Genomic DNA, 20,242 nt, shown 5'->3' on the forward strand with positions numbered 1-20,242 from the left:
GGGCGATCAGAGCTGGGCGGCGAGCTCCTCCGCGGACGTGACCGGGCGGTCGCAGACGTACCCGCGGCAGACGTACGCCGCCGGGGCGCCGTCGACCAGCGGACGGTCGGCCAGCAGCGGGACACCCGGCGCGTCCGGCTCGCCGGCCAGCACGATGCCGCCGCCGTGGATGCCCCGCGCGGCCGCGCGCAGCAGATCCGGACTGGAACCCACCACCGCGACCTGCACCGGGCCGGCCTGCAGCGCTTCGGCCACCGACAGCCAGTGCCCGGCGAACCGCGGTACCCGCCCGGCCAGCACCCCGACCCGCCGCAGCGCCTGCTCGGCCGCCTCCCGGTACCGCGCCGCGTTGTCGTACCCCGCGAGCGCGGACGCCGTCAGCAGCGCCCCGGCCAGCGCGGACGCCCCCGCCGGGCTCGCGTTGTCGCCCGGGTCGGCCGGGCGCTGGACCAGCGTCTCGGCGTCGTCCGCCGTGTCGAAGTACGCGCCGGGGACGTCCGGGGACGCGAAGTGCGCCAGCGCCAGGTCGAGCAGCCGGGTCGCTTCGGTGAGCCACTTCGCGTCGCCGGTCGCCTGGTGCAGCGCCAGGAACCCGTCGGCGGCGCAGGCGTAGTCCTCCAGCACCCCGGCGGATTCGCCGACGACGCCGTCGCGCGAGCTGCGCCGCAGCCGTCCGTCGACGACGTGCACCCGCAGCAGCAACTCGGCCGCGCCCACCGCCCACTCGATCCACTGTGGACGATCCAGGGCGGCACCCGCCTCGGCCAGCGCCGTGATCGCCAGGCCGTTCCACGACGCGATCACCTTGTCGTCGCGGCCTGGCTGCGGCCGCTTCGCGCGCGCCTCCAGGAGCCGGCCGCGCATCGGCTCCGGCAGGTCGCCGAACAGGCGCAACGTCGACGCGCCTTCCTCGAACGTCCCCTCGTCGGTGACGCCGAACAGCTCAGCGGCGGAATCGTCACCGACCACCTCACGCAACTGCGAAGGCGTCCAGACGTACGTCGAGCCTTCGACGCCTTCGGTGTCCGCGTCCAGCGAAGACGCGAAGCCGCCCTCGGGCGTCCGCAAGCTCTCGAAGAGGAACTCCGCCGTTCCGGTGGTGACCCGCAACGCCGTCGCCGAGCCGGTGCGCCGCCAGAGGTGCGCGTAGAAGCGCAGGAGCAACGCGTTGTCGTACAACATCTTCTCGAAGTGGGGCACGATCCACTCGGCGTCGACGGAGTAGCGCGCGAAGCCGCCGGCCAGCTGGTCGTACAGGCCGCCGCGGGCCATCGCCTCGGCCGTTTTGTCCACAAGAGACAGTGCCACCGCGGAACCGGTGCGCTCGTGGTGGCGCAGCAGGAACTCCAGGACCATCGACGGCGGGAACTTCGGCGCGCGGCCGAACCCGCCGTTCACCGGATCCGCTTCCTGCTGGAGTTTCCCGACGGCGCCGGCGAGCACCGCTTCGTCCACGACGGACTCCTGGAGCGGCCCGGTCTGTTCGGCGAGGTGCGCGACGATCTGCTTGGCGCCGTCAAGCAGCTCGTCCGGCCGCTCCTGCCACGCCTCGGTGACGGCGGCGAGGAGCTGCCGGAACGACGGCATGCCCGGCCGCGGCGACGGCGGGTAGTAGGTGCCGCAGTGGAACGGCTCGCCGTCGGGCGTCAGGAAGCAGGTCATCGGCCAGCCACCCTGGCCGGTCATCGCCTGGGTGGCGGCCATGTACACCGCGTCGATGTCCGGCCGCTCCTCGCGGTCGACCTTGATGGTGACGAAGTTTTCGTTCATCAGGGCCGCGGTCCCGGCGTCCTCGAACGACTCGTGCGCCATGACGTGGCACCAGTGGCAGGCGGCGTACCCGACGGAAAGCAGGATCGGCACGTTCCGCCGCTTCGCCTCGGCGAGGGCGTCGGGTCCCCAGGGCCACCAGTCGACCGGGTTGTCCGCGTGCTGGAGCAGGTACGGGCTGGTCGCGCTGGCGAGGCGGTTCATGGTCCCAGGGTCGCACCCGGGAAAACCGGGCGCGCGGTCACCGGCTCCTCGGCCACACTGTGCCAGTGTTGCTCACCATCACGACCACCCGGAACCCGGCCACCGACCTGGGCTTTCTCCTCCACAAGCATCCGGAGAAGGCGCAGTCGGTCGCGCTGTCGGCCGGCACCGCGCACGTCTTCTACCCGGAGGCGGCGCCGGACCGCTGCACCGCCGCGTTGTTCGTCGAGATCGATCCGGTCGGGCTCGTCCGCGGGGGCGGGACGTCGCTGACCCAGTACGTCAACGACCGGCCCTACGCCGGCGGTTCGTACCTCGCGGTGGCGCTGCGGGCCGCGTTCACGACGGCACTGGCGGGCCGGTGCGCCGCCCGGCCCGAACTCGTCGACGAGCCTTTCGACCTGGAGATCCACCTGCCGTCGCTGTCCGCTCGCGGTGGCGCCGAGGTCGTGCACAAGCTGTTCGAGCCGCTCGGCTGGCGCGTTTCGTCGACGCCGATCCCGCTCGACCCGCAGTTCCCGCAGTGGGGCGAAAGCCGCTATGTCGACTTGCGGCTCACCGGCACCCAGCGCGTCGCCGACGCGCTGCGGCACCTCTACGTGCTGCTGCCGGCGCTCGACGGCGACAAGCACTACTGGGTCGGCCAGGACGAGGCGGACAAGCTGCTGCGCGCCGGCGACGGCTGGCTCGCCGGGCACCCCGAGCGGACGCTCATCACGAACCGCTACCTGGAGCGGCGCCGCGCGGTCGTCACGTACGCGCTTTCGCGGCTGGCCGAGGCGGACGACGTCCCGGCGGAGGCCGAAGCGCTGGTCACGGAAGTCACAGATAGGCCGGAGAGCCTCGCGTCGCAGCGCCACGGCAGCGTGCTCGCCGCGCTGCGGGCCGCGGGCGCCCGGCGCGTGCTGGACCTCGGCTGCGGCTCCGGCGCGCTGTTGCGCGTCCTCGAGAAGGAGCGGTCGTTCACCGAGATCGTCGGTGTCGACGTGTCGAGCAGTGCGCTGAACATCGCGGAGAAGCGGCTGAAGGGCAGCACCCGCGTGACGCTGCGGCAGTCCGCGCTGACCTACGCCGACGCGGCGCTGGCCGGCTTCGACGCCGCCGTGCTGATGGAGGTCGTCGAGCACGTCGACTCCGACCGGCTGCCGGCCCTGGAACACGCGGTGTTCGGGGTCGCGGCGCCGCGCACGGTGCTCGTCACGACGCCCAACGCGGAGTACAACCGGCTGTTCGAATTCCTGCCGATGGGGCATTTCCGGCACGCCGACCACCGGTTCGAATGGACGCGAGCCGAGTTCCGCGCCTGGGCGGACGGCGTCGCGACCCGGCGCGGCTACGACGTCCGGTACCTGCCGATCGGACCGGAGGACCAGGAATCGGGACCGCCGACCCAACTGGCGGTCTTCACCACCCAAAAGGAGGTGGCCGCGTGAAGCTGACCGTCCCCGACATGGCGCTCGTCGTGCTCGTCGGCGCTTCCGGCTCCGGCAAGTCGACGTTCGCGCGCACGCACTTCGCGCCGACGCAGGTGCTCTCCAGCGACTTCTTCCGCGGGCTCGTCGCCGACGACGAGAACGACCAGTCGGCCTCGGCCGACGCCTTCGACGCGCTGCACTACGTCGCGGCGAAGCGGCTCGCGGCCGGCCGGACGACCGTCATCGACGCGACGAACGTCCAGCGCGCTTCGCGGGCGAGCCTGGTGAAGCTCGCGAAGGAGCACGACGTGCTGCCGACGGCGATCGTGCTGGACCTGCCGGTCGCCGTCTGCGCCGCGCGCAACGCCTCGCGGGCCGACCGCGACTTCGGCGACCACGTGATCCGGCGGCAGCGCGGCGAGCTGCAACGATCGCTGAAGTCGTTGGAGCGCGAGGGTTTCCGGCGTGTGCACGTGCTGCGGTCCGAAGCCGAAATCGCCGAAGCCGAGATCGCCGTCGAGCCGCTGCGCAACGACAAGCGCGCGCTGACCGGGCCGTTCGACGTGATCGGCGACGTCCACGGCTGCGCGGCCGAGCTCGAGGAGCTGCTCGCCGAGCTGGGGTACGCCGACGGCGTGCACCCGGACGGCCGGACCGCCGTGTTCGTCGGCGACCTCGTCGACCGCGGCCCGGACACCCCGGGCGTGCTGCGGCGCGTGATGGGCATGGCGTCGTCCGGGAACGCGCTGGTCGTGTGCGGGAACCACGAGCAGAAGCTGGTGCGCGCGCTGCACGGGCGCAAGGTCAACGTCGCGCACGGGCTCGCCGAGTCCCTGGAGCAGCTCGGCGCGGAGACCGAGGAGTTCCGCCGTCAGGTCCACGAGTTCTGCGACGGGCTGATCGCGCACTACGTCCTCGACGGCGGGAAGCTCGTCGTCGCGCACGCCGGGCTGCCGGAGCGGTACCACGGGCGTGCGTCCGGGCGGGTGCGCAGCATGGCGCTCTACGGCGACACGACCGGCGAGACCGACGAGTACGGCCTGCCGGTGCGGCTGCCGTGGGCCCACGACTACCGCGGAACGGCGATGGTGCTGTACGGGCACACGCCGACGCTGGAGCCGGAGTGGGTCAACAACACCATGTGCCTCGACACCGGCGTGGTGTTCGGCGGGAAGCTGACCGCGCTGCGCTACCCGGAGCGCGAGGTCGTCTCGGTGAAGGCGCACCGCGTCTGGTACGAGCCGTCACGCCCGCTGGATTCCTCGCGGCCGCTGGGCGGCCGCGAGCCGGCCGTGCTGGAGCTGACCGACGTCACCGGGAAGCGGATCGTGCAGACGGTGCACCACGGCCGGGTCGGCGTCTCGGCGGAGCAGTCGGCGGCCGCGCTGGAGGTGATGAGCCGGTTCGCGATCGACCCGCGGTGGCTGGCGTACCTGCCGCCGACGATGGCGCCGTGCTCGACGTCGTCGCGGGAGGACTACCTGGAGTACCCGGAGGAGGCGTTCGCCGAATACCGGGCCGCCGGCGTGCAGTCGGTGCTGTGCGAAGAGAAGCACATGGGCTCACGGGCCGTCGTGCTCGTCTGCCGGGACGAGGAGGTGGCGTACCGCCGCTTCGGGATCCGCGGCGGCGGCGCGGTGTACACGCGGACCGGGCGTCCGTTCTTCTCGGCCGCGCAGAACGCCGCGCTACTGGCCGACGTGCGCGCGGCGGCGGCCGGGCTGTTCGAGGAGCTGGACTCGGGCTGGTTGCTGCTCGACGCCGAGTTGCTGCCGTGGAGCGCGAAGGCGGGCTCGCTGATCTCTTCTCAGTACGCGTCCGTGGGCGCGGCCGCCCAGGCGGTGTTGCCGGCCGCGGTCTCGGCTTTGACGACGGCGGCCGCGCGCGGCATCGACGTCGGCGAGCTGCTGGCACGGACGGCTTCGCGTTCCTCCACAGTGGACTCCTACCGGACGGCGTACCGGCGCTACTGCTGGCCGACGTCCGGGCTGGACGGCGTCCGGCTGGCGCCGTTCCAGCTGCTGGCGTCCGAGGGGAAGGCGTACCACGACCGGCCGCACGCGTGGCACCTCGCGCAGCTGGACGTGCTCACCGGGCCGCGGTTCCAGCGCACCCGGACGCTCGAGGTGGACCTGCTGGACGACGCGTCGGTCGCCCGGGGCGTCTCGTGGTGGGAGGAGCTCACGGCCGACGGCGGCGAAGGCATGGTCGTCAAGCCGGCGGCGAACCTGACCCGCGGGACGCGCGGGCTGGTCCAGCCCGGGGTGAAGGTGCGCGGGCGCGAGTACCTGCGGATCATCTACGGGCCGGACTACACGCTGCCGGAGAACCTGGAGCGGTTGCGCAAGCGCGGGCTGAACCGCAAGCGCATGCTGGCGCTGCGCGAGTACGCGCTGGGCCTGGAGGCCCTGGAGCGCGTCGCACGGGGTGAGCCGCTGTGGCGCGTGCACGAGTGCGTGTTCGCGGTGCTCGCGCTGGAGTCGGACCCGGTTGACCCGCGGCTGTGAGCCGGTTGTGGCAGGTCAGGCCGTCGAGGACAGGGCACCCTGGTTCTCGGCGGCCCACTCGGCGAGGTGCGCCAGGGGACCCCTGGCGAAGGACGCCCCCAGCGGCGTGAGTTCGTAGACGGCGGCGTCGCGCCCCGCTTCCTGGGGCGTCCGCGCGACCAGGCCACGCGAGGCCAGGCGCCGGAGTGACTCGGTCAGCACCTTGTCGCTCACCCCGGCGATGCGGTCCAGTAGGACGCTGCGCCGGGTCGGTCCCATCCGCAGAGCGGAGACGACGACCGGGTCCCACGTGTGCCTGACGAGTTCGACCGCGGCTCGGACGTGGCAGTCCGAGACGAAGGTCTCGCAGCCCTGTTCGTTCACTTGCCCAGCCTCCCACCCGCGCTCCTACCGATTGGTAGGAGCAGGTTTCTTAGCGTCGTCGTGACACCTCACGAGACGAAGGAGACCATGGTGAAGATCGGACTGCTGGGGACCGGGAACCTTGCGGTGGCACTGGGAAGCGCGTGGGCGAGCGCCGGGCACTCGATCGCGGTCACCGGCCGTAGCCCCGATCGGGCGAAGGCCGCCGTGGAGCGGATCGGTGCCGCCGCGACGCCGGTCGACCCGGGCCGGCTCGCGGGCCAGGCCGAAGCCATCGTGGTGGCGATCGCCTGGGACGGGTTGGCGGAAGCACTGAGGCTCGTCGGCGGGCCGGAGGGGAAGCTGTCGGGAAAGACCGTCATCGACTGCACCAACGCCGTGGACTACGCGACCGGACGCTTGCTCCCGGAGACCGGGTCGGCCGCCGAACTGGTCGCCGACGTCGCGGCCGGCGCCCACGTGGTCAAGGCACTGCACCTGTTCGCCGGCGCATCCTGGCCGTTCACCGGCGAGAGGGAGTCGGCACCGGTGGTCGCGATCTGCGGCGACGACACCGCCGCCCTGAATCGGACCGCCGCGCTGATCGGTGACCTCGGCGCGCGGACCGCGGTGTCGGGCGGGCTCACCGCCGCCCGGCAGGCCGAGGAAGCCGCCGGCTTCGTGATGCGGGTGGTCGCGGCCGGCGCGAACCCGCGCTTCGCGGTTCCGGACGTGGACCCCGGCCTCCTCCGCGCGGAGACCTCGGACAGCTAGTCGGCCTTGGTGGCCGGGGAGTCCTTCACGGGCTTCTCGGCCGCCTCCGGCTGGGCCTTCTCCGCGGCCTCGGGCTGCTCCGGCGCCTCTTCGGCCGGCGGGTCGTCGAAGCTGGCCGGGACGCGCTTGAGGTGCTTCGTCATCGAGCGGACCAGGAAGGCCACCGCGATGAGGAACAGGATCAGCACCAGGAAGCCGACCGGAGAGGACTTGCCGAAGTCCTCCCCCTGCCCGCCGTTGTCGCCGTTGCCCGGCTGCTGCGTCAGGACCAGGGCCGACGCGGTCACCGGAAGCGCCACGCCGGCCGGCAGCGTCAGACTCATGTGTTCACCTTCTCCTCGGCGCCGGCGATGCCGGCGAACAGATCGTCCTCCGGCAACGTGCTGTCGACCAGCGACTTCACCAGCTCGTACTCCTCGGTCGGCCAGACCTCGCGCTGCATCTCGCGCGGCACGGCGAACCAGCGGCTGGTCGGGTCGATCTGCGTGGCGTGCGCCTTGAGCGCCTCGTCCCGCACCTCGAAGTATTCACTGCACTCGACGCGGGTCGTCACCCGCTCCATCACATCGCCCCGGTTCGGGTCCCAGTTCGCCAGCCACTCGGTGTACGGCGACTCGAGCCCGGCCTTCTTCAGCGCCTCGTCGAACAGCACCATCCGGGCGCGCGAGAAGCCGTGCCCGTAGTACAGCTTCAGCGGCTGCCACGGCTCGCCGGCGTCGGGGAAGCGGCTCGGGTCCGGCGCCGCGTCCCACGCCGCCATCGACACCTCGTGGGTGCGGATGTGGTCGGGGTGCGGGTAGCCGCCGTTCTCGTCGTACGTCGTGATGACGTGCGGGCGGAACTCGCGGATCACGCGCACCAGCGCCTCGGTGGACTCCTCCAGCGGCACGACGGCGAACGACCCCTCGGGCACCGGCGGCAGCGGGTCGCCCTCCGGCAGACCGGAGTCGACGAAGCCGAGCCAGCGCTGGCTCACGCCGAGGATCTTGGCCGCGCGGGCCATCTCCTCACGGCGGATCTCGGTCATGTTGGCCAGTACCTCGGGCCGGTCCATGGCCGGGTTCAGGATGCTGCCGGCTTCACCCCCGGTGCACGTGACGACCAGCACCTCGTGACCCTCGGCGGCGTAGCGCGCCATCGTGGCGGCACCCTTGCTCGACTCGTCGTCCGGGTGCGCGTGCACGGCCATCAGGCGCAGGCGCGGGTTGACGGTGTTCCTCAGCTCGTCGGCGTCCACCATGCTCCGAACGACTCCCCTTCTACCCTTATTCCGCGACCCACCTGCGGGCCGCCCACCCAGCGGGCGGATACTCGAGGCGTACCCGCGTCACCATTGTCCTCACGGGTACGACAAGAACGAGCAGGAGGCCCGGGTTGGCAGGCGGACCGGCGGAAACAGCCGTCGGCGGCAGCGCGCCCGCGCTGCCCGAGGGCCGGTACGGCACCGGACGCGCGAAGACGTCCCGGCGCTGGCGACGCTGGCTCTTCCTGGCCATCGCCCTGCTGGTCAGCGGCCTGATCGCCTGGGTCGCGTACCTCAACCTCGGTGCCGCGCCGATCGACGCCGAGCGCATCGCGTTCAGCGAAAAACCGGGCAACGCGATGGAAATCACCATCAACGTGACCCGGGACGACGACAGCAGGCCGGGCGTGTGCGTCGTCCGGGCCCGCGACAAGACCGGCGCCGAGAGCGGCCGCAAAGAGCTCCTGATCCCCGCCGGCGCGAAGTACAACAGGATGAGCACGACGATCAAGAGCATCGGGGAACCGGTGACCGCCGACGTTTTCGGCTGCTCGTACGACATACCACGCTACCTGTCAACCCCATAGCGGCCAACGGGGTGAACCACGCGCTCAACGCCCAGAGCGCGGGGAAATTACGGGCGTCGACCTCTCGCGCCGTGATACTCTGACCGTTCAGCACGGCCCGCGACGGGCCGTGTTTTTCCTTTATCTCAGCCGCGTGGGCACCTAGGCCCGCGCGGGCCGGCTTGAACACGCAAGCCTGGCAGGCCCGACGAGGAGATGGTGACCGTGAGCGACACCAAGGTGACCTGGCTCACCCAGGATGCCTACGACCGGCTCAAGCACGAGCTCGACGAAATGATCGAGAATCGGCCGGTCATCGCCGCGCGCATCAACGACAGCCGCGAAGAAGGTGACCTCAAGGAAAACGGGGGTTACCACGCGGCTCGCGAAGAGCAGGGCCAGGCCGAAGCGCGCATCCGGCACCTGCAGGAGCTGCTGCGCTCGGCCAAGGTCGGCGAGAAACCCGCGAACGACGGCACCGCGGGCCCCGGCAAGGTGCTCACCGTCCGGTACGAGGGTGACGACGAGGACGAGAAGTTCCTGCTCGCCACCCGCGAGGAGGGCGCCGAGGGCGAGCTCGACGTGTACTCCCCGGAGTCACCGCTGGGCAAGGCCCTGCTCGGTGCCAAGGAGGGCGAGGCGCGCGAGTACGAGCTGCCCAACGGCAAGCTCCAGAAGGTGACGCTCGTCAAGGCGGTTCCGTACACCGACGCCAAGTAGGTCGCGGCTAGCGTGTCCTCCCAGGATTCACATTCTGGGAGGAATCAGCCGTGAGCACCGAACCGATCTGCCAGGCGTGCGGCATGCAGTACGCCGTGGCCCGCGACGACTGCCCGGTCTGCGAGGACGAACGCCAGTACGTCCCGCAGTCCGGGCAGCAGTGGACGAACCTCGCCACGCTCCGCTCGAGCGGCACCTACACCCCGCGGATCGAGGAGCAGGGCCCCGGCATCGTCGGCGTCGGCTCGAACCCGGGGTTCGCGATCGGGCAGCGGGCGCTGCTGGTGCAGGCGCGCTCGGGGAACTTCCTCTGGGACTGCGCGGCCTACCTCGACGACGCGCTGGTGGCGCAGGTCCGCGACCTGGGCGGGATCACCGGCATCGCGATCAGCCACCCGCACTACTACACGACGATGGTCGAATGGGCGCGCGCGTTCGACGTGCCGATCTACCTGCACGAAGGCGACCAGCAGTGGATCGGCAGGCCCGACCCGGCGGTGAAGCTGTGGTCCGGGACCACCCTGGACGTCGCTCCTGATCTACGCCTGATCAACCTGGGAGTGCACTTCGCGGGCGGCACGGTGCTGCACTGGCCGGATGGCGAAGGCGGTCAGGGCGCCCTGCTGTCCGGCGACATCGTGCAGGTGATCCCGGACCGGACGCACGTGGGCTTCATGTACAGCTACCCGAACCTGATCCCGGAGCGGCCACACGTGGTCCGTCGCGCGGCGGAGCTTCTCGCGGGGTACCGCTTCGAGGCGATCTACGGCGCCTGGTGGAACGCGATCGTGCGCACCGACGGCTTCGACGTCGTCCAGCGCTCGGCCAAGCGCTACCTGGCCCACGTCATCGACGAAGGCTGAGCGAGCAGTCTGCCGCGGCTTGTCGTGAGTGGTAATTCGGGTTCTAACCCGAATTACCACTCACGACCGGGCGGTGCGTTCGAGCAGGGGGCGGACGCGTGGTGGGACCGGGGTCGACAGCGCGATCGACGTCGACGTGCGCAGGACGTCCGGGACGCCGACCACCTTGTCGATCACCCGCTGCAGGTCGTCGTTGCCCCGGGCCACCATGCGGACGAACAGGTCGCCCTGGCCCGTCGTCGCGTGGACCTCGCAGACCTCGTCGATCGCGGCGAGGGCCTCGGCGACCTCCGTGCGGCGGCCCTGCGCGATCTCCAGCACCGCGAACGCCGTCAGGCCGTAACCCATCGCCGCCAGGTCGAGCTCCGGCGGGAAGCCGCCGAGGATGCCGCGCTCGGACAGGCGGTCGAGGCGGGCCTGGACGGTGCCACGGGCGACACCCAGGCGGCGGGCGCACTCCAGCACGCCCAGGCGCGGCGAGTCCGTGAGCAGCAACAGCAGCCGCGCGTCCAGTGCGTCGAGGTTCTCCGGCATTGCTCGCTCCCTGCGCAAGTTGTCCACCATGACCGCCGGCGCCCGGCACCCACGAAACATATTGTCCAGCAAAAACTGGGACCATTGCACATCTTGCCTCGCTGGGTCGATCCTTCGAGGTATGACCCAGACTGCCGAACCCCAGGGTGCCCTCGACGACGTCAGCTATGACCAGCTGCGTCAGCTGGTCGGGCTCGTCGACCACGACGCCTCGACCGACCCGTTCCCGGTCAAGGCCATGGACGCGGTCGTGTTCATCGCCGGCAACGCCACCCAGACCGCCTGGTACTACCAGATCGCGTTCGGGATGCAGCTCGTCGCGTACTCCGGTCCGGAGACCGGCGTCTACGAGCGCAAGTCCTACGTGCTGAAGTCCGGCTCGGCCCGGTTCGTCATCACCGGCGGCGTGAAGCCGGACTCGCCGCTGCTCGACCACCACCGCAACCACGGCGACGGCGTCATCGACCTGGCGCTGGAGACCACCGACGTCGACAAGTGCATCGAGCACGCCCGCGCGCAGGGCGCGACCGTCCTCGAGGAGCCGCACGACGTCTCCGACGAGCACGGCACGGTCCGCGTCGCCGCCATCGCGACCTACGGCGAAACCCGCCACTCGCTGGTCGACCGGTCGCGCTACACCGGCGTCTACCTGCCCGGCTACGAGCCGCGCGAGAGCACGATCAAGCGGCCGGAAAGCGCGCCGAAACGGCTGTTCCAGGCCGTCGACCACTGCGTCGGCAACGTCGAGCTCGGCAAGATGGACTACTGGGTCGACTGGTACCACCGCGTCATGGGCTTCGTGAACATGGCGGAGTTCGTCGGCGACGACATCGCGACCGAGTACTCGGCGCTGATGAGCAAGGTCGTCTCGAACGGCAACCACCGGGTCAAGTTCCCGCTGAACGAGCCCGCGGTCGCGAAGAAGAAGTCGCAGATCGACGAGTACCTCGAGTTCTACGGCGGCGCGGGCTGCCAGCACATCGCGCTGGCCACCAACGACATCATCGCCACCGTGACGGCGATGCGCGCCGCCGGCGTCGAGTTCCTCGACACCCCGGACTCCTACTACGACGACCCCGAGCTGCGCGCCCGGATCGGCAACGTCCGCGTGCCGATCGAGACGCTCAAGGAGCACAGCATCCTGGTCGACCGCGACGAGGACGGCTACCTGCTGCAGATCTTCACCAAGCCGATCGGCGACCGCCCGACCGTCTTCTACGAGCTGATCGAGCGCCACGGCTCGCTGGGCTTCGGCAAGGGCAACTTCAAGGCCTTGTTCGAGGCCATCGAGCGGGAACAGGAGCGCCGCGGCAACCTCTAGGGTAAAACTTCGTGAAGGCCACCATCAGGAACTCTAAGTTCCTTATGGTGGCCTTCACGGCGTTTTCGGGAACCGGCGGGACCCGGGATCCGTCAGTGTGGAGACGCAGAGAGAAGGGGCCGGGATGCCGGACAGCATCGACGCCAGCGACGCGATGATCGACAACTGGACCAAGCGGCTCGAGGAGAACGCCGCCCGGTACCAGGCGCTGGCCGATCGCATGCAGGGCCAGACGGTCACCGAGCGGTCGAAGGACGGCACGGTCCAGGTGACGATCGATTCGCGCGGGCTGCTGAAGAACCTCGTCATCGCCGAAACCGCGGCCGGGAAGCGGATGGCCGAGGTGTCGGCGCAGGTCATGCAGCTGGTGCAGCGAGCGCAGGCGCGGATCCCGGAGTTGTTGCAGCAGGCGATGACCGAGACCACCGGCACCGGTGACCAGGCCGCGGTGGAGATCGTCCGCGAGGCGCAGAGCACGTTCCCGGCGCCGCCACCCGAGGCCGAGCCGGCGTTCCCGGAGCCCGACCGCGTCCGCCGGTTCCTGCCGGAGGACACGGACGAGCCGCCGCGCACCCCGCCCCCGCCCGCGCCACCCGCCCCGCCGCAGCAGCCGCGGCGCCGGCGTCCGGCGGACAACGACGATGAAGACGATTTCGGCGGACCGATTCTTTCCTGAGGGGGAACCGATGGCGGATGTGGAACTCAGCACCGACCTCACGGCGCACGCGCAGCAGCTCGACGCCATCGGTGACGGGCTGCAGCAGGCCGTCGACGCGGCGAACCAGGTGAGCATGCCGACCGACGCGTACGGCATCCTCTGCCAGCCGTTCCGGATGCTGCTCGACCCGGTGGAGCAGTACGGGATCGACGCGCTCAAGGACGCCGTGCAGGCGATGACGGCGGTGTCGGGCAAGGTGCGCGAGGCCGCGGCGGCCTACCACCGGTACGAGACGGGTGTCGCCGACGACCTGGACAAGTCCGCGGGCGGTGCGTGATGCCGGAGGGGAACCCGCTCGTCGCGGACGCCAAGAAGGACCCGGACGGGCCGGGCGCGTTCACCGCGGGCAACGGCGACTACGGCTGGGCCGGCGGCATCGGCATCGCCGAGTCGTCGATGGACGCGTTCAACGGCATCAAGGACGGCGACTGGGTTTCCGGCGGCCTCGGCACGCTGTCGCTGGCCGGCGAGATCGCCGGGGCGGCGATCGACCCGTTCGGGTACTTGATGTCGTCGGTGGCGTCGTTCCTGATGGAGCACATCCAGCCGTTGAAGGACATGCTGGACTCCCTCGCGGGCAACCCGCCGGTGATCCAGTCCTATGCGGACACTTGGGGCAACGTCTCGAAAGCGCTGGGCGAGCGCAAGACGGAGTTCGACAACGCGGTCAAGAACGGCACGACGGGCTGGACCGGCGCGGGCGCGGACGCGTACCGGAAGTTCGCGGCCGAGCACAGTGACGCCCTGTCGGGCGCGGCGACGGTGGCCGGTGCGATCAGCACGGTCACGATGATCATGGGCCAGATCGTCTCATTCGTGCGGGAAACCGTGCGGCAGCTGATCGCCGACCTGGTCGGCAAGCTGATCTCGTGGGTGATGGAGGAGGTCTTCAGCCTCGGCTTCGGCACGCCGGTGGTGGTGGCGCAGGCGTCGGCCGCGATCGCCGAGTGGGGCAAGAAGATCGCCGGGCTGCTCAAGAAGCTGACCGACTCCATTCGCCGGGTTTCGCCGCTGCTGTCGAAGCTGGTGGACATCTTCGAGAAGATCGCGAAGGTCTTCGGGAAGGTGCTGGGCAAGGTCAGCGGACTGGACGGGCTGAAGGTCAAGGAAGGCGGCTTCGTCCGGAAGATCCCGAAGGGCGAGGCCGGCGGCGTCCACGCGCGCGCCCACGGCGAGGGTTCTTCCGGTGGCGACGGCGAAAGCTCGCACGCCGGCGACGGAGACGGTTCGCCGGACGGCTCGGGCGATTCCGGCCACGCGGACGGGGATTCGCCGAGCTCCGACCCGATGAACACCGACTCCTCGCCCGATGCGGGATCCCGCCGCGGTTCGAGCGGAGACGGATCGCGGTCGCCGGACGGCTCACCGTCGCACGCCGGGGACGATTCCCCGTCGGCGCACAGCGGTGACGGTTCGCCGGAGAGCGGCCCGTCGGAGGTGCGCTCGGGCGACGGCTCGCCTGCCCACACCGGGGACTCGAGCCCGTCGCCTGCTCGCGGCAGCGACGGCACGCCCTCGCACGCGGGAGATGGCAGTCCGTCGCCGACTCGATCGCCATCCCACGCGGGTGATTCGAGCCCGTCTCCTGCTCGCGGCGCCGACAACACGCCCTCCCACACAGGCGACAGCAGCCCCTCGCCCACCCACGCGGGCGACGACACGCCCTCGCACGCCGGAGACAACCGCCCCTCGCCGACGCGCGGCGCCGACGGCACGCCGTCCCACGCCGGGGACGGCAGCCCCTCACCCACCCGCGGCAGCGACAACACGCCCTCCCACACAGGCGACGGCAGCCCCTCACCCACCCGCGGCGCCGACAACACGCCGTCCCACGCGGGAGACAGCAGCCCCGCTCCGACCCGTGCAGGCGACAACGCGCCCTCACACGCGGGCGACAACAGCCCGTCCCCGGCCCGCGCGGGCGACAACACGCCCTCCCACACGAGCGACAACAGCCCGTCCCCGGCCCGTGGCGGCGACAACGGCCCGGCCCCCACGCACTCCGGCTCTTCGCCCGCCGCGCGGTCCGACGCGCCCGGCTCGCACGCCGGCACCGAAACCCCGAGCAGCGCCGCCGCCCCTCCCCGGGCCGACGGCACCACCTCCGCCAGCGGCACCGCGCCGGCGGCTCCGCGCACCGGCGATCCGGGCACGGTCCCGTCGCCGCGCGGCGGGGACGGCGCCGCGGCCGGCGTTCCGCCGCAGGCCGGGGCGCCGATGGCGGGCGGCGGGATGCCGCCCGGCGGCGCACCCGGGAGCGGAACCGGCGGCTCGCCGCGCACCGGCGGTGGCTGGACCGGCACCCCGGGCAGCCCGGGCGCGCCCACCCCGCACGTCGACGCACCGGGCCGGCCCCGCACCGGCGGCGGTGATCTGCCTCCGGGCCGGCCGCGCACGCCGGACGCACCCGCACCGGCCGCCCGCGGCTACGGCCCCGGCACCCACGGACCCGGCACCCACGGACCCGACACCCGGCCGCACACCCCCGACGGCGACACCCACCGCCCGCACGAAAACGCACCCCACGAAACCGGCCCGCACGAAACCGGCCCGCACGACCCGGACGGCGGCGCCCCGCCCCACCACGGCGAGCCGCCGACCCCGGACGAAGTCAACGCGCGGCACTCGGAAAGCACGCCGTCGGGCACCTCGTACCACGCCGGCGATGCCGACATGGGCGACCTGCCGCACCGCGTACAGCCCGACCCGGACGGCCGCTACACCGTCGACGTGCACGTCACGCCCGACGGTCACGCCCGCATCGGCGACCGGCTGTACACGCCGGAGGAGTTCGCGGACATCCTGCGCCGCAACGGCGACTACGACGGGCGCCCGGTCCGCCTGATCGGCTGCGACGCGAGCTCGAACGACTTCGCGCACCGGCTTTCGCGCGAGCTCGACACCGAGGTCATGGCCCCGACGAAGCCGGCCTGGACCGACTCGCACGGCCGCGTCTTCTCGTCCGGCTACGAGATCGGCCCGGACGGCCGGATGCGTCCCCGCATCCCGCCGGACGGCGAGTGGAACACCCACCGCCCGGACGGCTCGACCCACCGCGCCGGCGACGACGGCTTCGCGCCGGACAGCCACCACGGCGACGCGCACGACGTCGACGCCGACAGCGCCCTCGCCCGGGGCAAGGACCACCCGGACCTGCACGACCTCGACGAAGGCTGGCACGAACCGGAGTACGAGGGCCCGCACCCCCACGGCCGCCCCGAACCGGTGACGTTGGCGCCGGGCGAACGGTTCTACGACCCGGCGAACCCCCGGCACCTCGAACCGAACACCCGCTACGAGATCACCGACCCCGACGGGCGCTTCACGCGTGTCTACACCAACGGCGAGGAGCCGCCGCGGATCACGCACGTCGACGCCGACGTGCCGAACACCCGCGTCGGGAACAGCCCCGTCGAGGTCGGCAACCCGGACACGACCCACCTGCTCGGCGACGTCGACTACCGGGTCAACACCGGGGAAGGCCACTTCGAGTTCCACACCGACGCGGACGGCCATCCCCAGCTGGACATCGACTACTTCGACCCGCCGATGACCCCGCCACCCGTCGAACGCCGGATCACCGGCTACGACCCCGGCCACAACGGGGACGGCCCCTTCGGCGCCACACCCCCGGAAGACCTCAAGCCGAACAGCCGGTACGAGATCTACTCGAAGGCGCCCGACGGCACCGACCAGTGGCACGGCACCTTCTACACCAGCGGTGACAACCCACCGGAGTTCACGCACATCAAGACCTGGCACGACAACGAGCGCGGCATGATCAACCCGGAGACGGGTGACAAGCACACGATGCACGACCAGCACGCGGGCCGCTCCGAAGGCGTCCCGGTACGCGGCGCGAAGTACGAGATCGGCGACCTGCACTACCACGCCGACGCGCACGGCAACGCCGCGGTTTCGTGGCCGCCGGACTACTCCAGCCCGGCGACGAAGCGGGTCAACACCGAAGTCCAGGACCGGGTCGGCAAGATCGGCCAGGCCGACGACGGCACCAGCAACGTCAACCGCGGCGGGCACACCGCCGACCACCGCTCCGGTGGCCTGCAGGGGCGGCTGGGCATGGTGCCGCAGCTCTACGAGCAGAACCACAGCGTCGGCAACCCGCACAACTGGCGGCAGATGGAGATCGACCGCCAGACCTTCGCACGCAACCACGGGGACAACGGCCTGGTGCGCGTCTACGCCGACGCCCCCTCGGTCGGGGAGACGCCCGACCGGCTGCACGTGATGTCCGAGAGAATCCACCCCGACGGCACTCGCACGTACAACTACAGGAGCTTCCCGAATGTCGCGAACCCAGCCCCCGTGGTACCCCCCACCCGGACCTGACCTCCGGGCGGCGGACGAGGACCAGGTGGTCCGCTGGATCGGCGGCTTGCTGATGGACGCCGCTCCCGAAGGCTGGCTGCGGATCGACACGACCGCCCGGCTGACCGTGGCGGTCGAGGAGATCGCGCTGGCCGTCGTGATGCCGGACGGCGCGGCCGCACGCATGGAGCCGCCGCCGGATGTCAGCCCGCTGCTGTTCGAGCTGCGGAACAAGAAGTACGTGCGCGGGCGCGGCACCTGGCTGTCGATGCGCCTGGTCATCGAGCCGGACGGCGACTACCGCGTCTCCTACAACTTCGACCTGGACCCGCTGTGGGATCCGCCGCTCGACCCCGAGGTGTACGAGCAGGACTTCGAGGCGTTTCCCCGGGACGACGAGTGGATCCCCGCCTGGTACCGCGAGGGCGTCAAGGGCGAGACCGGCGGGAAGCGGACCCCCGACGAGCCCAACGCGCTGCTGAAGAGCGTCACCGACTACCTGAAGTTCACCCTCCCCGCGGGCTGGGACTACGTCCAGCTGCAGTACCGGGCGGTCGGCGACCACGAGGAGTCGGGTGCGGTCGTCCACTCGATCACCGGCACGGTCTATCCGTGGAACCCTCCGGAGCAGGTGCTCGACCTGCTCCGGCGGCACCGCGCGGCCTCGCTGTCCGACGGCCGGGGCACGTGGGTGAGCCTGAAGTACGAAATGCGCTTTCCCGAGACGGTCAAGGCACAGTTCAACGCGACCGAAGACCCGGGCTTCCAGGAGCAGCCGCCCGCCGAGGCGTACGCCGAAGAGCTGCGCCGCTACCCGCGCTCCGAACGGCGCACGCCTGACTGGCTCCGCCAAGGCGCCGAAGGGGTCTGACCATGACGCAGCCACCGGGGCCGCTGCGGCCGGAGCAGCAGCAGGAGCTCGTCCGGCAGATCGGGGCGGTGCTGACCGCGCAGCTGCCGCCGGGGTGGGGGCAGCTGCGGGTGGAGTACCGCGCCGCGGGCCGGCACGTCGAGGCCGACCTGCTGGTGACCGGCCCGGACGGGCGGCCGCGCCCGGCGCAGCCGCACCCGGAAGCGGTCCGGCTGCTCGGGGTGCTGCGGTCGGGCATGTACCGGCCCGGCTCGGGGACGTGGCTGGGCGCGATCCTGGTCTTCGAACCCGGGCAGCCGCCCGACGTCGACTTCGTACGGCCCGACCTCGAACCGCCGTTCCGGCAGCAGCCGCCACCGATCGGGTTCCAGGACGAGCTGCGGTTCTTCCCGCGCGCCGACGAGCACATCCCGGCCTGGCTGCGGGAGCACGCCGGGCTGACCCCGCCGGCGGCCGACGGCGAGGTGCGCACGCCGCGGATCTACGACGGCGTCGACGCGGCGGGCAAACCGCTGGTCCGGCGCGCGCCGCTGATCCCGGCGGAAGCCGAGCGAGTGCTCGCCTACCTCGACGCGGCGCCGGTCATCCTGGCCTCGCGCAGCAACGGCCCGGACGCCTTCGCACCGGACCGCGCGGACGCGGTGCCGATGAACTTCCGCACCGACGGGGCCTGGGCCTGGCCCGGCGCGGTGGCGTACTACCTGCGGGAGCACGGGGTGCCGCCGGACCCGGACCTGGTCGCCCACATCCGGGCCCGCCGCTTCACCGCGCCGTCGGAGGTCCCCGAGCCCGCCAAGGACCTGGCCCTGGCAGCCATCACCGGAGAGTCCCCTCAGACGACCGTGTAGCCCGCGTTCGTCAGCGCGACCTCGACCTCTTTGCAGTGCTCGGGACCGCGGGTCTCCAGCGCGAGCACGACATCGGCCTCGCCGAGGTCGAGGCTGCCGGAGATGCGCGAATGCTCGACGTCGAGCACGTTCGCGCCCAGTTCGCTGACGCACGACAGCACGCCCACCAGCGACCCCGGGCGGTCCGGGACCCGCAGCCTCAGGTGCAGGTAGCGGCCGCCCGCCGTCATGCCGTGCTGGATGATCTGCAGCAGGAGCACCGGGTCGACGTTGCCGCCGGAAAGAACGGCCACGACCGGGGGCTCGAAGATCCCGGGGTGCTGGAGCAGCGCGGCGACCGTCGCCGCACCCGCCGGCTCGACCACCAGCTTCCGGCGTTCCAGGCACAGCAGCACGGCGCGGGACAGGAACTGCTCGGACACCGTCACGACGTCGTCGACCAGCGCCTCGACGTGGGCGAAGCTGACCAGGCCGGGTTCGCCGACCGCGATCCCGTCGGCCATGGTCGAGGTCGTGCTCAGCCGCACCGGCGCGCCCGCGGCCAGCGACGGCGGGTACGCCGCGGCTTCCTCGGCCTGGACGCCGATGACGCGGACGTCCGGGCGCAGCGGCTTCACCGCCGACGCGACCCCGCCGACCAGCCCGCCGCCGCCGGTGGCGACCAGGATGGTCTTCACCCCCGGCACCTGCTCGAGGATCTCGAGGCCGACCGTGCCCTGGCCGGCGATGACGTCCGGGTGGTCGAAGGGGTGGATGAACACCGCACCGGTCCGCTCGCCGAACTCGATCGCGGCTCTGAGCGTCTCCTCGAGGAGCGCGCCGTGCAGGTGGACCTCGGCGCCGTAGCCGCGGGTGGCGGCGAGCTTCGGCAGCGGGGCCCGCAGCGGCATGAAAACCGTGGACTTGGCCCCGAGCAGCGACGACGCCAGCGCGACGCCCTGCGCGTGGTTGCCGGCACTGGCCGCGACGACGCCCCGCTCGCGTTCGGCCTCGGTCAGGCCGTGGATGCGCGTGTAGGCGCCACGGATCTTGAACGACCCCGTCCGCTGCAGGTTTTCGCACTTCAGGTGCACCGGACCGCCGTGGAGTTTGCGCAGGTCGCGCGCGTGCTCCATCGGCGTCACCCGGGTCACTCCCTTAAGGAGTTCCCGGGCGGCCTCGATCCGCTCGAGGGTGACGAGTTCCATGGGCCGGACTATGCCACTCAGGAACTCCAC

Annotated in this window: 18 protein-coding genes; 12 read left to right on the forward strand and 6 right to left on the reverse strand. The window is 71.6% G+C overall.

Features of this window, described 5'->3' with window-relative positions; translation table 11 throughout:
• Positions 1–6: 6 nt before the first annotated feature.
• Positions 7–1,974, reverse strand: coding sequence for a thioredoxin domain-containing protein (locus ACLJQF_RS08050; protein WP_410607588.1), 1,968 nt, complete (start codon positions 1,972–1,974; stop codon positions 7–9).
• Between the two features lie 65 nt (positions 1,975–2,039).
• On the opposite strand from ACLJQF_RS08050, the gene ACLJQF_RS08055 reads away from it, so the two are divergent.
• Positions 2,040–3,407: a 3' terminal RNA ribose 2'-O-methyltransferase Hen1 gene (locus ACLJQF_RS08055; protein ID WP_410607589.1), complete on the forward strand. Its 1,368-nt coding sequence runs from the start codon at positions 2,040–2,042 to the stop codon at positions 3,405–3,407.
• Positions 3,404–5,896, forward strand: coding sequence for a polynucleotide kinase-phosphatase (locus ACLJQF_RS08060; RefSeq protein ID WP_410607590.1), 2,493 nt, complete (start codon positions 3,404–3,406; stop codon positions 5,894–5,896). The genes ACLJQF_RS08055 and ACLJQF_RS08060 overlap by 4 nt, the downstream gene beginning before the upstream one ends.
• A 15-nt stretch (positions 5,897–5,911) precedes the next feature.
• On the opposite strand, the gene ACLJQF_RS08065 is transcribed toward ACLJQF_RS08060, so the two are convergent.
• Positions 5,912–6,259 (reverse strand): winged helix-turn-helix transcriptional regulator, encoded by a 348-nt coding sequence (locus ACLJQF_RS08065; protein WP_410607591.1) that lies wholly within the window; start codon positions 6,257–6,259, stop codon positions 5,912–5,914.
• A gap of 90 nt (positions 6,260–6,349) precedes the next feature.
• On the opposite strand from ACLJQF_RS08065, the gene ACLJQF_RS08070 reads away from it, so the two are divergent.
• Complete coding sequence (locus ACLJQF_RS08070) at positions 6,350–7,012, forward strand: NADPH-dependent F420 reductase (RefSeq protein ID WP_410607592.1); 663 nt, start codon at positions 6,350–6,352, stop codon at positions 7,010–7,012.
• On the opposite strand, the gene ACLJQF_RS08075 is transcribed toward ACLJQF_RS08070, so the two are convergent.
• Positions 7,009–7,335, reverse strand: a complete 327-nt coding sequence (locus ACLJQF_RS08075) for a hypothetical protein (protein ID WP_410607593.1) — start codon at positions 7,333–7,335, stop codon at positions 7,009–7,011. The genes ACLJQF_RS08070 and ACLJQF_RS08075 overlap by 4 nt on opposite strands.
• Positions 7,332–8,252 (reverse strand): mycothiol conjugate amidase Mca, encoded by a 921-nt coding sequence (gene mca / locus ACLJQF_RS08080; protein ID WP_410607594.1) that lies wholly within the window; start codon positions 8,250–8,252, stop codon positions 7,332–7,334. The genes ACLJQF_RS08075 and mca overlap by 4 nt, the downstream gene beginning before the upstream one ends.
• Before the next feature lie 134 nt (positions 8,253–8,386).
• On the opposite strand from mca, the gene ACLJQF_RS08085 reads away from it, so the two are divergent.
• The 3 genes from ACLJQF_RS08085 to ACLJQF_RS08095 all read left to right on the forward strand — a co-directional run bounded on the left by ACLJQF_RS08085 (position 8,387) and on the right by ACLJQF_RS08095 (position 10,404).
• Positions 8,387–8,842, forward strand: a complete 456-nt coding sequence (locus ACLJQF_RS08085; RefSeq protein ID WP_410607595.1) for a DUF4307 domain-containing protein — start codon at positions 8,387–8,389, stop codon at positions 8,840–8,842.
• A gap of 195 nt (positions 8,843–9,037) precedes the next feature.
• Positions 9,038–9,541, forward strand: a complete 504-nt coding sequence (gene greA / locus ACLJQF_RS08090) for a transcription elongation factor GreA (RefSeq protein WP_410607596.1) — start codon at positions 9,038–9,040, stop codon at positions 9,539–9,541.
• A gap of 50 nt (positions 9,542–9,591) precedes the next feature.
• Positions 9,592–10,404: an MBL fold metallo-hydrolase gene (locus ACLJQF_RS08095; protein ID WP_410607597.1), complete on the forward strand. Its 813-nt coding sequence runs from the start codon at positions 9,592–9,594 to the stop codon at positions 10,402–10,404.
• Between the two features lie 60 nt (positions 10,405–10,464).
• Here ACLJQF_RS08095 and ACLJQF_RS08100 read toward each other — a convergent pair whose 3' ends face one another.
• On the reverse strand, positions 10,465–10,938 hold the full coding sequence (locus ACLJQF_RS08100) for an Lrp/AsnC family transcriptional regulator (RefSeq protein ID WP_410607598.1): 474 nt from the start codon (positions 10,936–10,938) through the stop codon (positions 10,465–10,467).
• 121 nt (positions 10,939–11,059) lie between these two features.
• On the opposite strand from ACLJQF_RS08100, the gene hppD reads away from it, so the two are divergent.
• From hppD to ACLJQF_RS08130, 6 genes are all read left to right on the forward strand, one after another.
• Positions 11,060–12,259, forward strand: coding sequence for a 4-hydroxyphenylpyruvate dioxygenase (hppD, locus tag ACLJQF_RS08105; protein ID WP_410607599.1), 1,200 nt, complete (start codon positions 11,060–11,062; stop codon positions 12,257–12,259).
• A gap of 124 nt (positions 12,260–12,383) precedes the next feature.
• Positions 12,384–12,935: a YbaB/EbfC family nucleoid-associated protein gene (locus ACLJQF_RS08110; protein WP_410607600.1), complete on the forward strand. Its 552-nt coding sequence runs from the start codon at positions 12,384–12,386 to the stop codon at positions 12,933–12,935.
• Between the two features lie 10 nt (positions 12,936–12,945).
• Positions 12,946–13,254 carry a type VII secretion target gene (locus ACLJQF_RS08115; protein WP_410607601.1) on the forward strand — a complete coding sequence of 103 codons (309 nt, stop codon included), beginning with the start codon at positions 12,946–12,948 and terminating at the stop codon, positions 13,252–13,254.
• The gene (locus ACLJQF_RS08120; protein WP_410607602.1) at positions 13,254–17,327 is read left to right on the forward strand and encodes a hypothetical protein; all 4,074 of its coding nucleotides are present in this window, start codon (positions 13,254–13,256) and stop codon (positions 17,325–17,327) included. Before ACLJQF_RS08115 ends, ACLJQF_RS08120 begins: the two co-directional genes overlap by 1 nt.
• A gap of 25 nt (positions 17,328–17,352) precedes the next feature.
• Entirely contained in the window at positions 17,353–18,177 is an 825-nt protein-coding gene (locus tag ACLJQF_RS08125) for a hypothetical protein (protein ID WP_410607603.1), read from the forward strand.
• Positions 18,178–18,179: 2 nt separating this feature from the next.
• Positions 18,180–19,025 carry a ferredoxin gene (locus ACLJQF_RS08130; RefSeq protein ID WP_410607604.1) on the forward strand — a complete coding sequence of 282 codons (846 nt, stop codon included), beginning with the start codon at positions 18,180–18,182 and terminating at the stop codon, positions 19,023–19,025.
• Here the strand turns inward: ACLJQF_RS08130 and ilvA are convergent.
• Positions 19,010–20,212 carry a threonine ammonia-lyase gene (ilvA, locus tag ACLJQF_RS08135; protein WP_410607605.1) on the reverse strand — a complete coding sequence of 401 codons (1,203 nt, stop codon included), beginning with the start codon at positions 20,210–20,212 and terminating at the stop codon, positions 19,010–19,012. The genes ACLJQF_RS08130 and ilvA overlap by 16 nt on opposite strands.
• Positions 20,213–20,242 lie beyond the last annotated feature (30 nt).

Origin of the sequence: Amycolatopsis sp. lyj-109 (assembly GCF_046548995.1) — a bacterium.
Taxonomy (GTDB): domain Bacteria; phylum Actinomycetota; class Actinomycetes; order Mycobacteriales; family Pseudonocardiaceae; genus Amycolatopsis.

Coding starts and splice junctions, on each gene's coding strand:
- ACLJQF_RS08050 (WP_410607588.1), bottom strand. CDS start 1,974: ATGAACCGCCTCGCCAGCGCGACCAGCCCGTACCTGCTCCAGCACGCG.
- ACLJQF_RS08075 (WP_410607593.1), bottom strand. CDS start 7,335: ATGAGTCTGACGCTGCCGGCCGGCGTGGCGCTTCCGGTGACCGCGTCG.
- mca (WP_410607594.1), bottom strand. CDS start 8,252: ATGGTGGACGCCGACGAGCTGAGGAACACCGTCAACCCGCGCCTGCGC.
- greA (WP_410607596.1), top strand. CDS start 9,038: ATGGTGACCGTGAGCGACACCAAGGTGACCTGGCTCACCCAGGATGCC.
- ACLJQF_RS08100 (WP_410607598.1), bottom strand. CDS start 10,938: ATGCCGGAGAACCTCGACGCACTGGACGCGCGGCTGCTGTTGCTGCTC.
- hppD (WP_410607599.1), top strand. CDS start 11,060: ATGACCCAGACTGCCGAACCCCAGGGTGCCCTCGACGACGTCAGCTAT.
- ACLJQF_RS08110 (WP_410607600.1), top strand. CDS start 12,384: ATGCCGGACAGCATCGACGCCAGCGACGCGATGATCGACAACTGGACC.
- ACLJQF_RS08115 (WP_410607601.1), top strand. CDS start 12,946: ATGGCGGATGTGGAACTCAGCACCGACCTCACGGCGCACGCGCAGCAG.
- ACLJQF_RS08120 (WP_410607602.1), top strand. CDS start 13,254: ATGCCGGAGGGGAACCCGCTCGTCGCGGACGCCAAGAAGGACCCGGAC.
- ACLJQF_RS08130 (WP_410607604.1), top strand. CDS start 18,180: ATGACGCAGCCACCGGGGCCGCTGCGGCCGGAGCAGCAGCAGGAGCTC.
- ilvA (WP_410607605.1), bottom strand. CDS start 20,212: ATGGAACTCGTCACCCTCGAGCGGATCGAGGCCGCCCGGGAACTCCTT.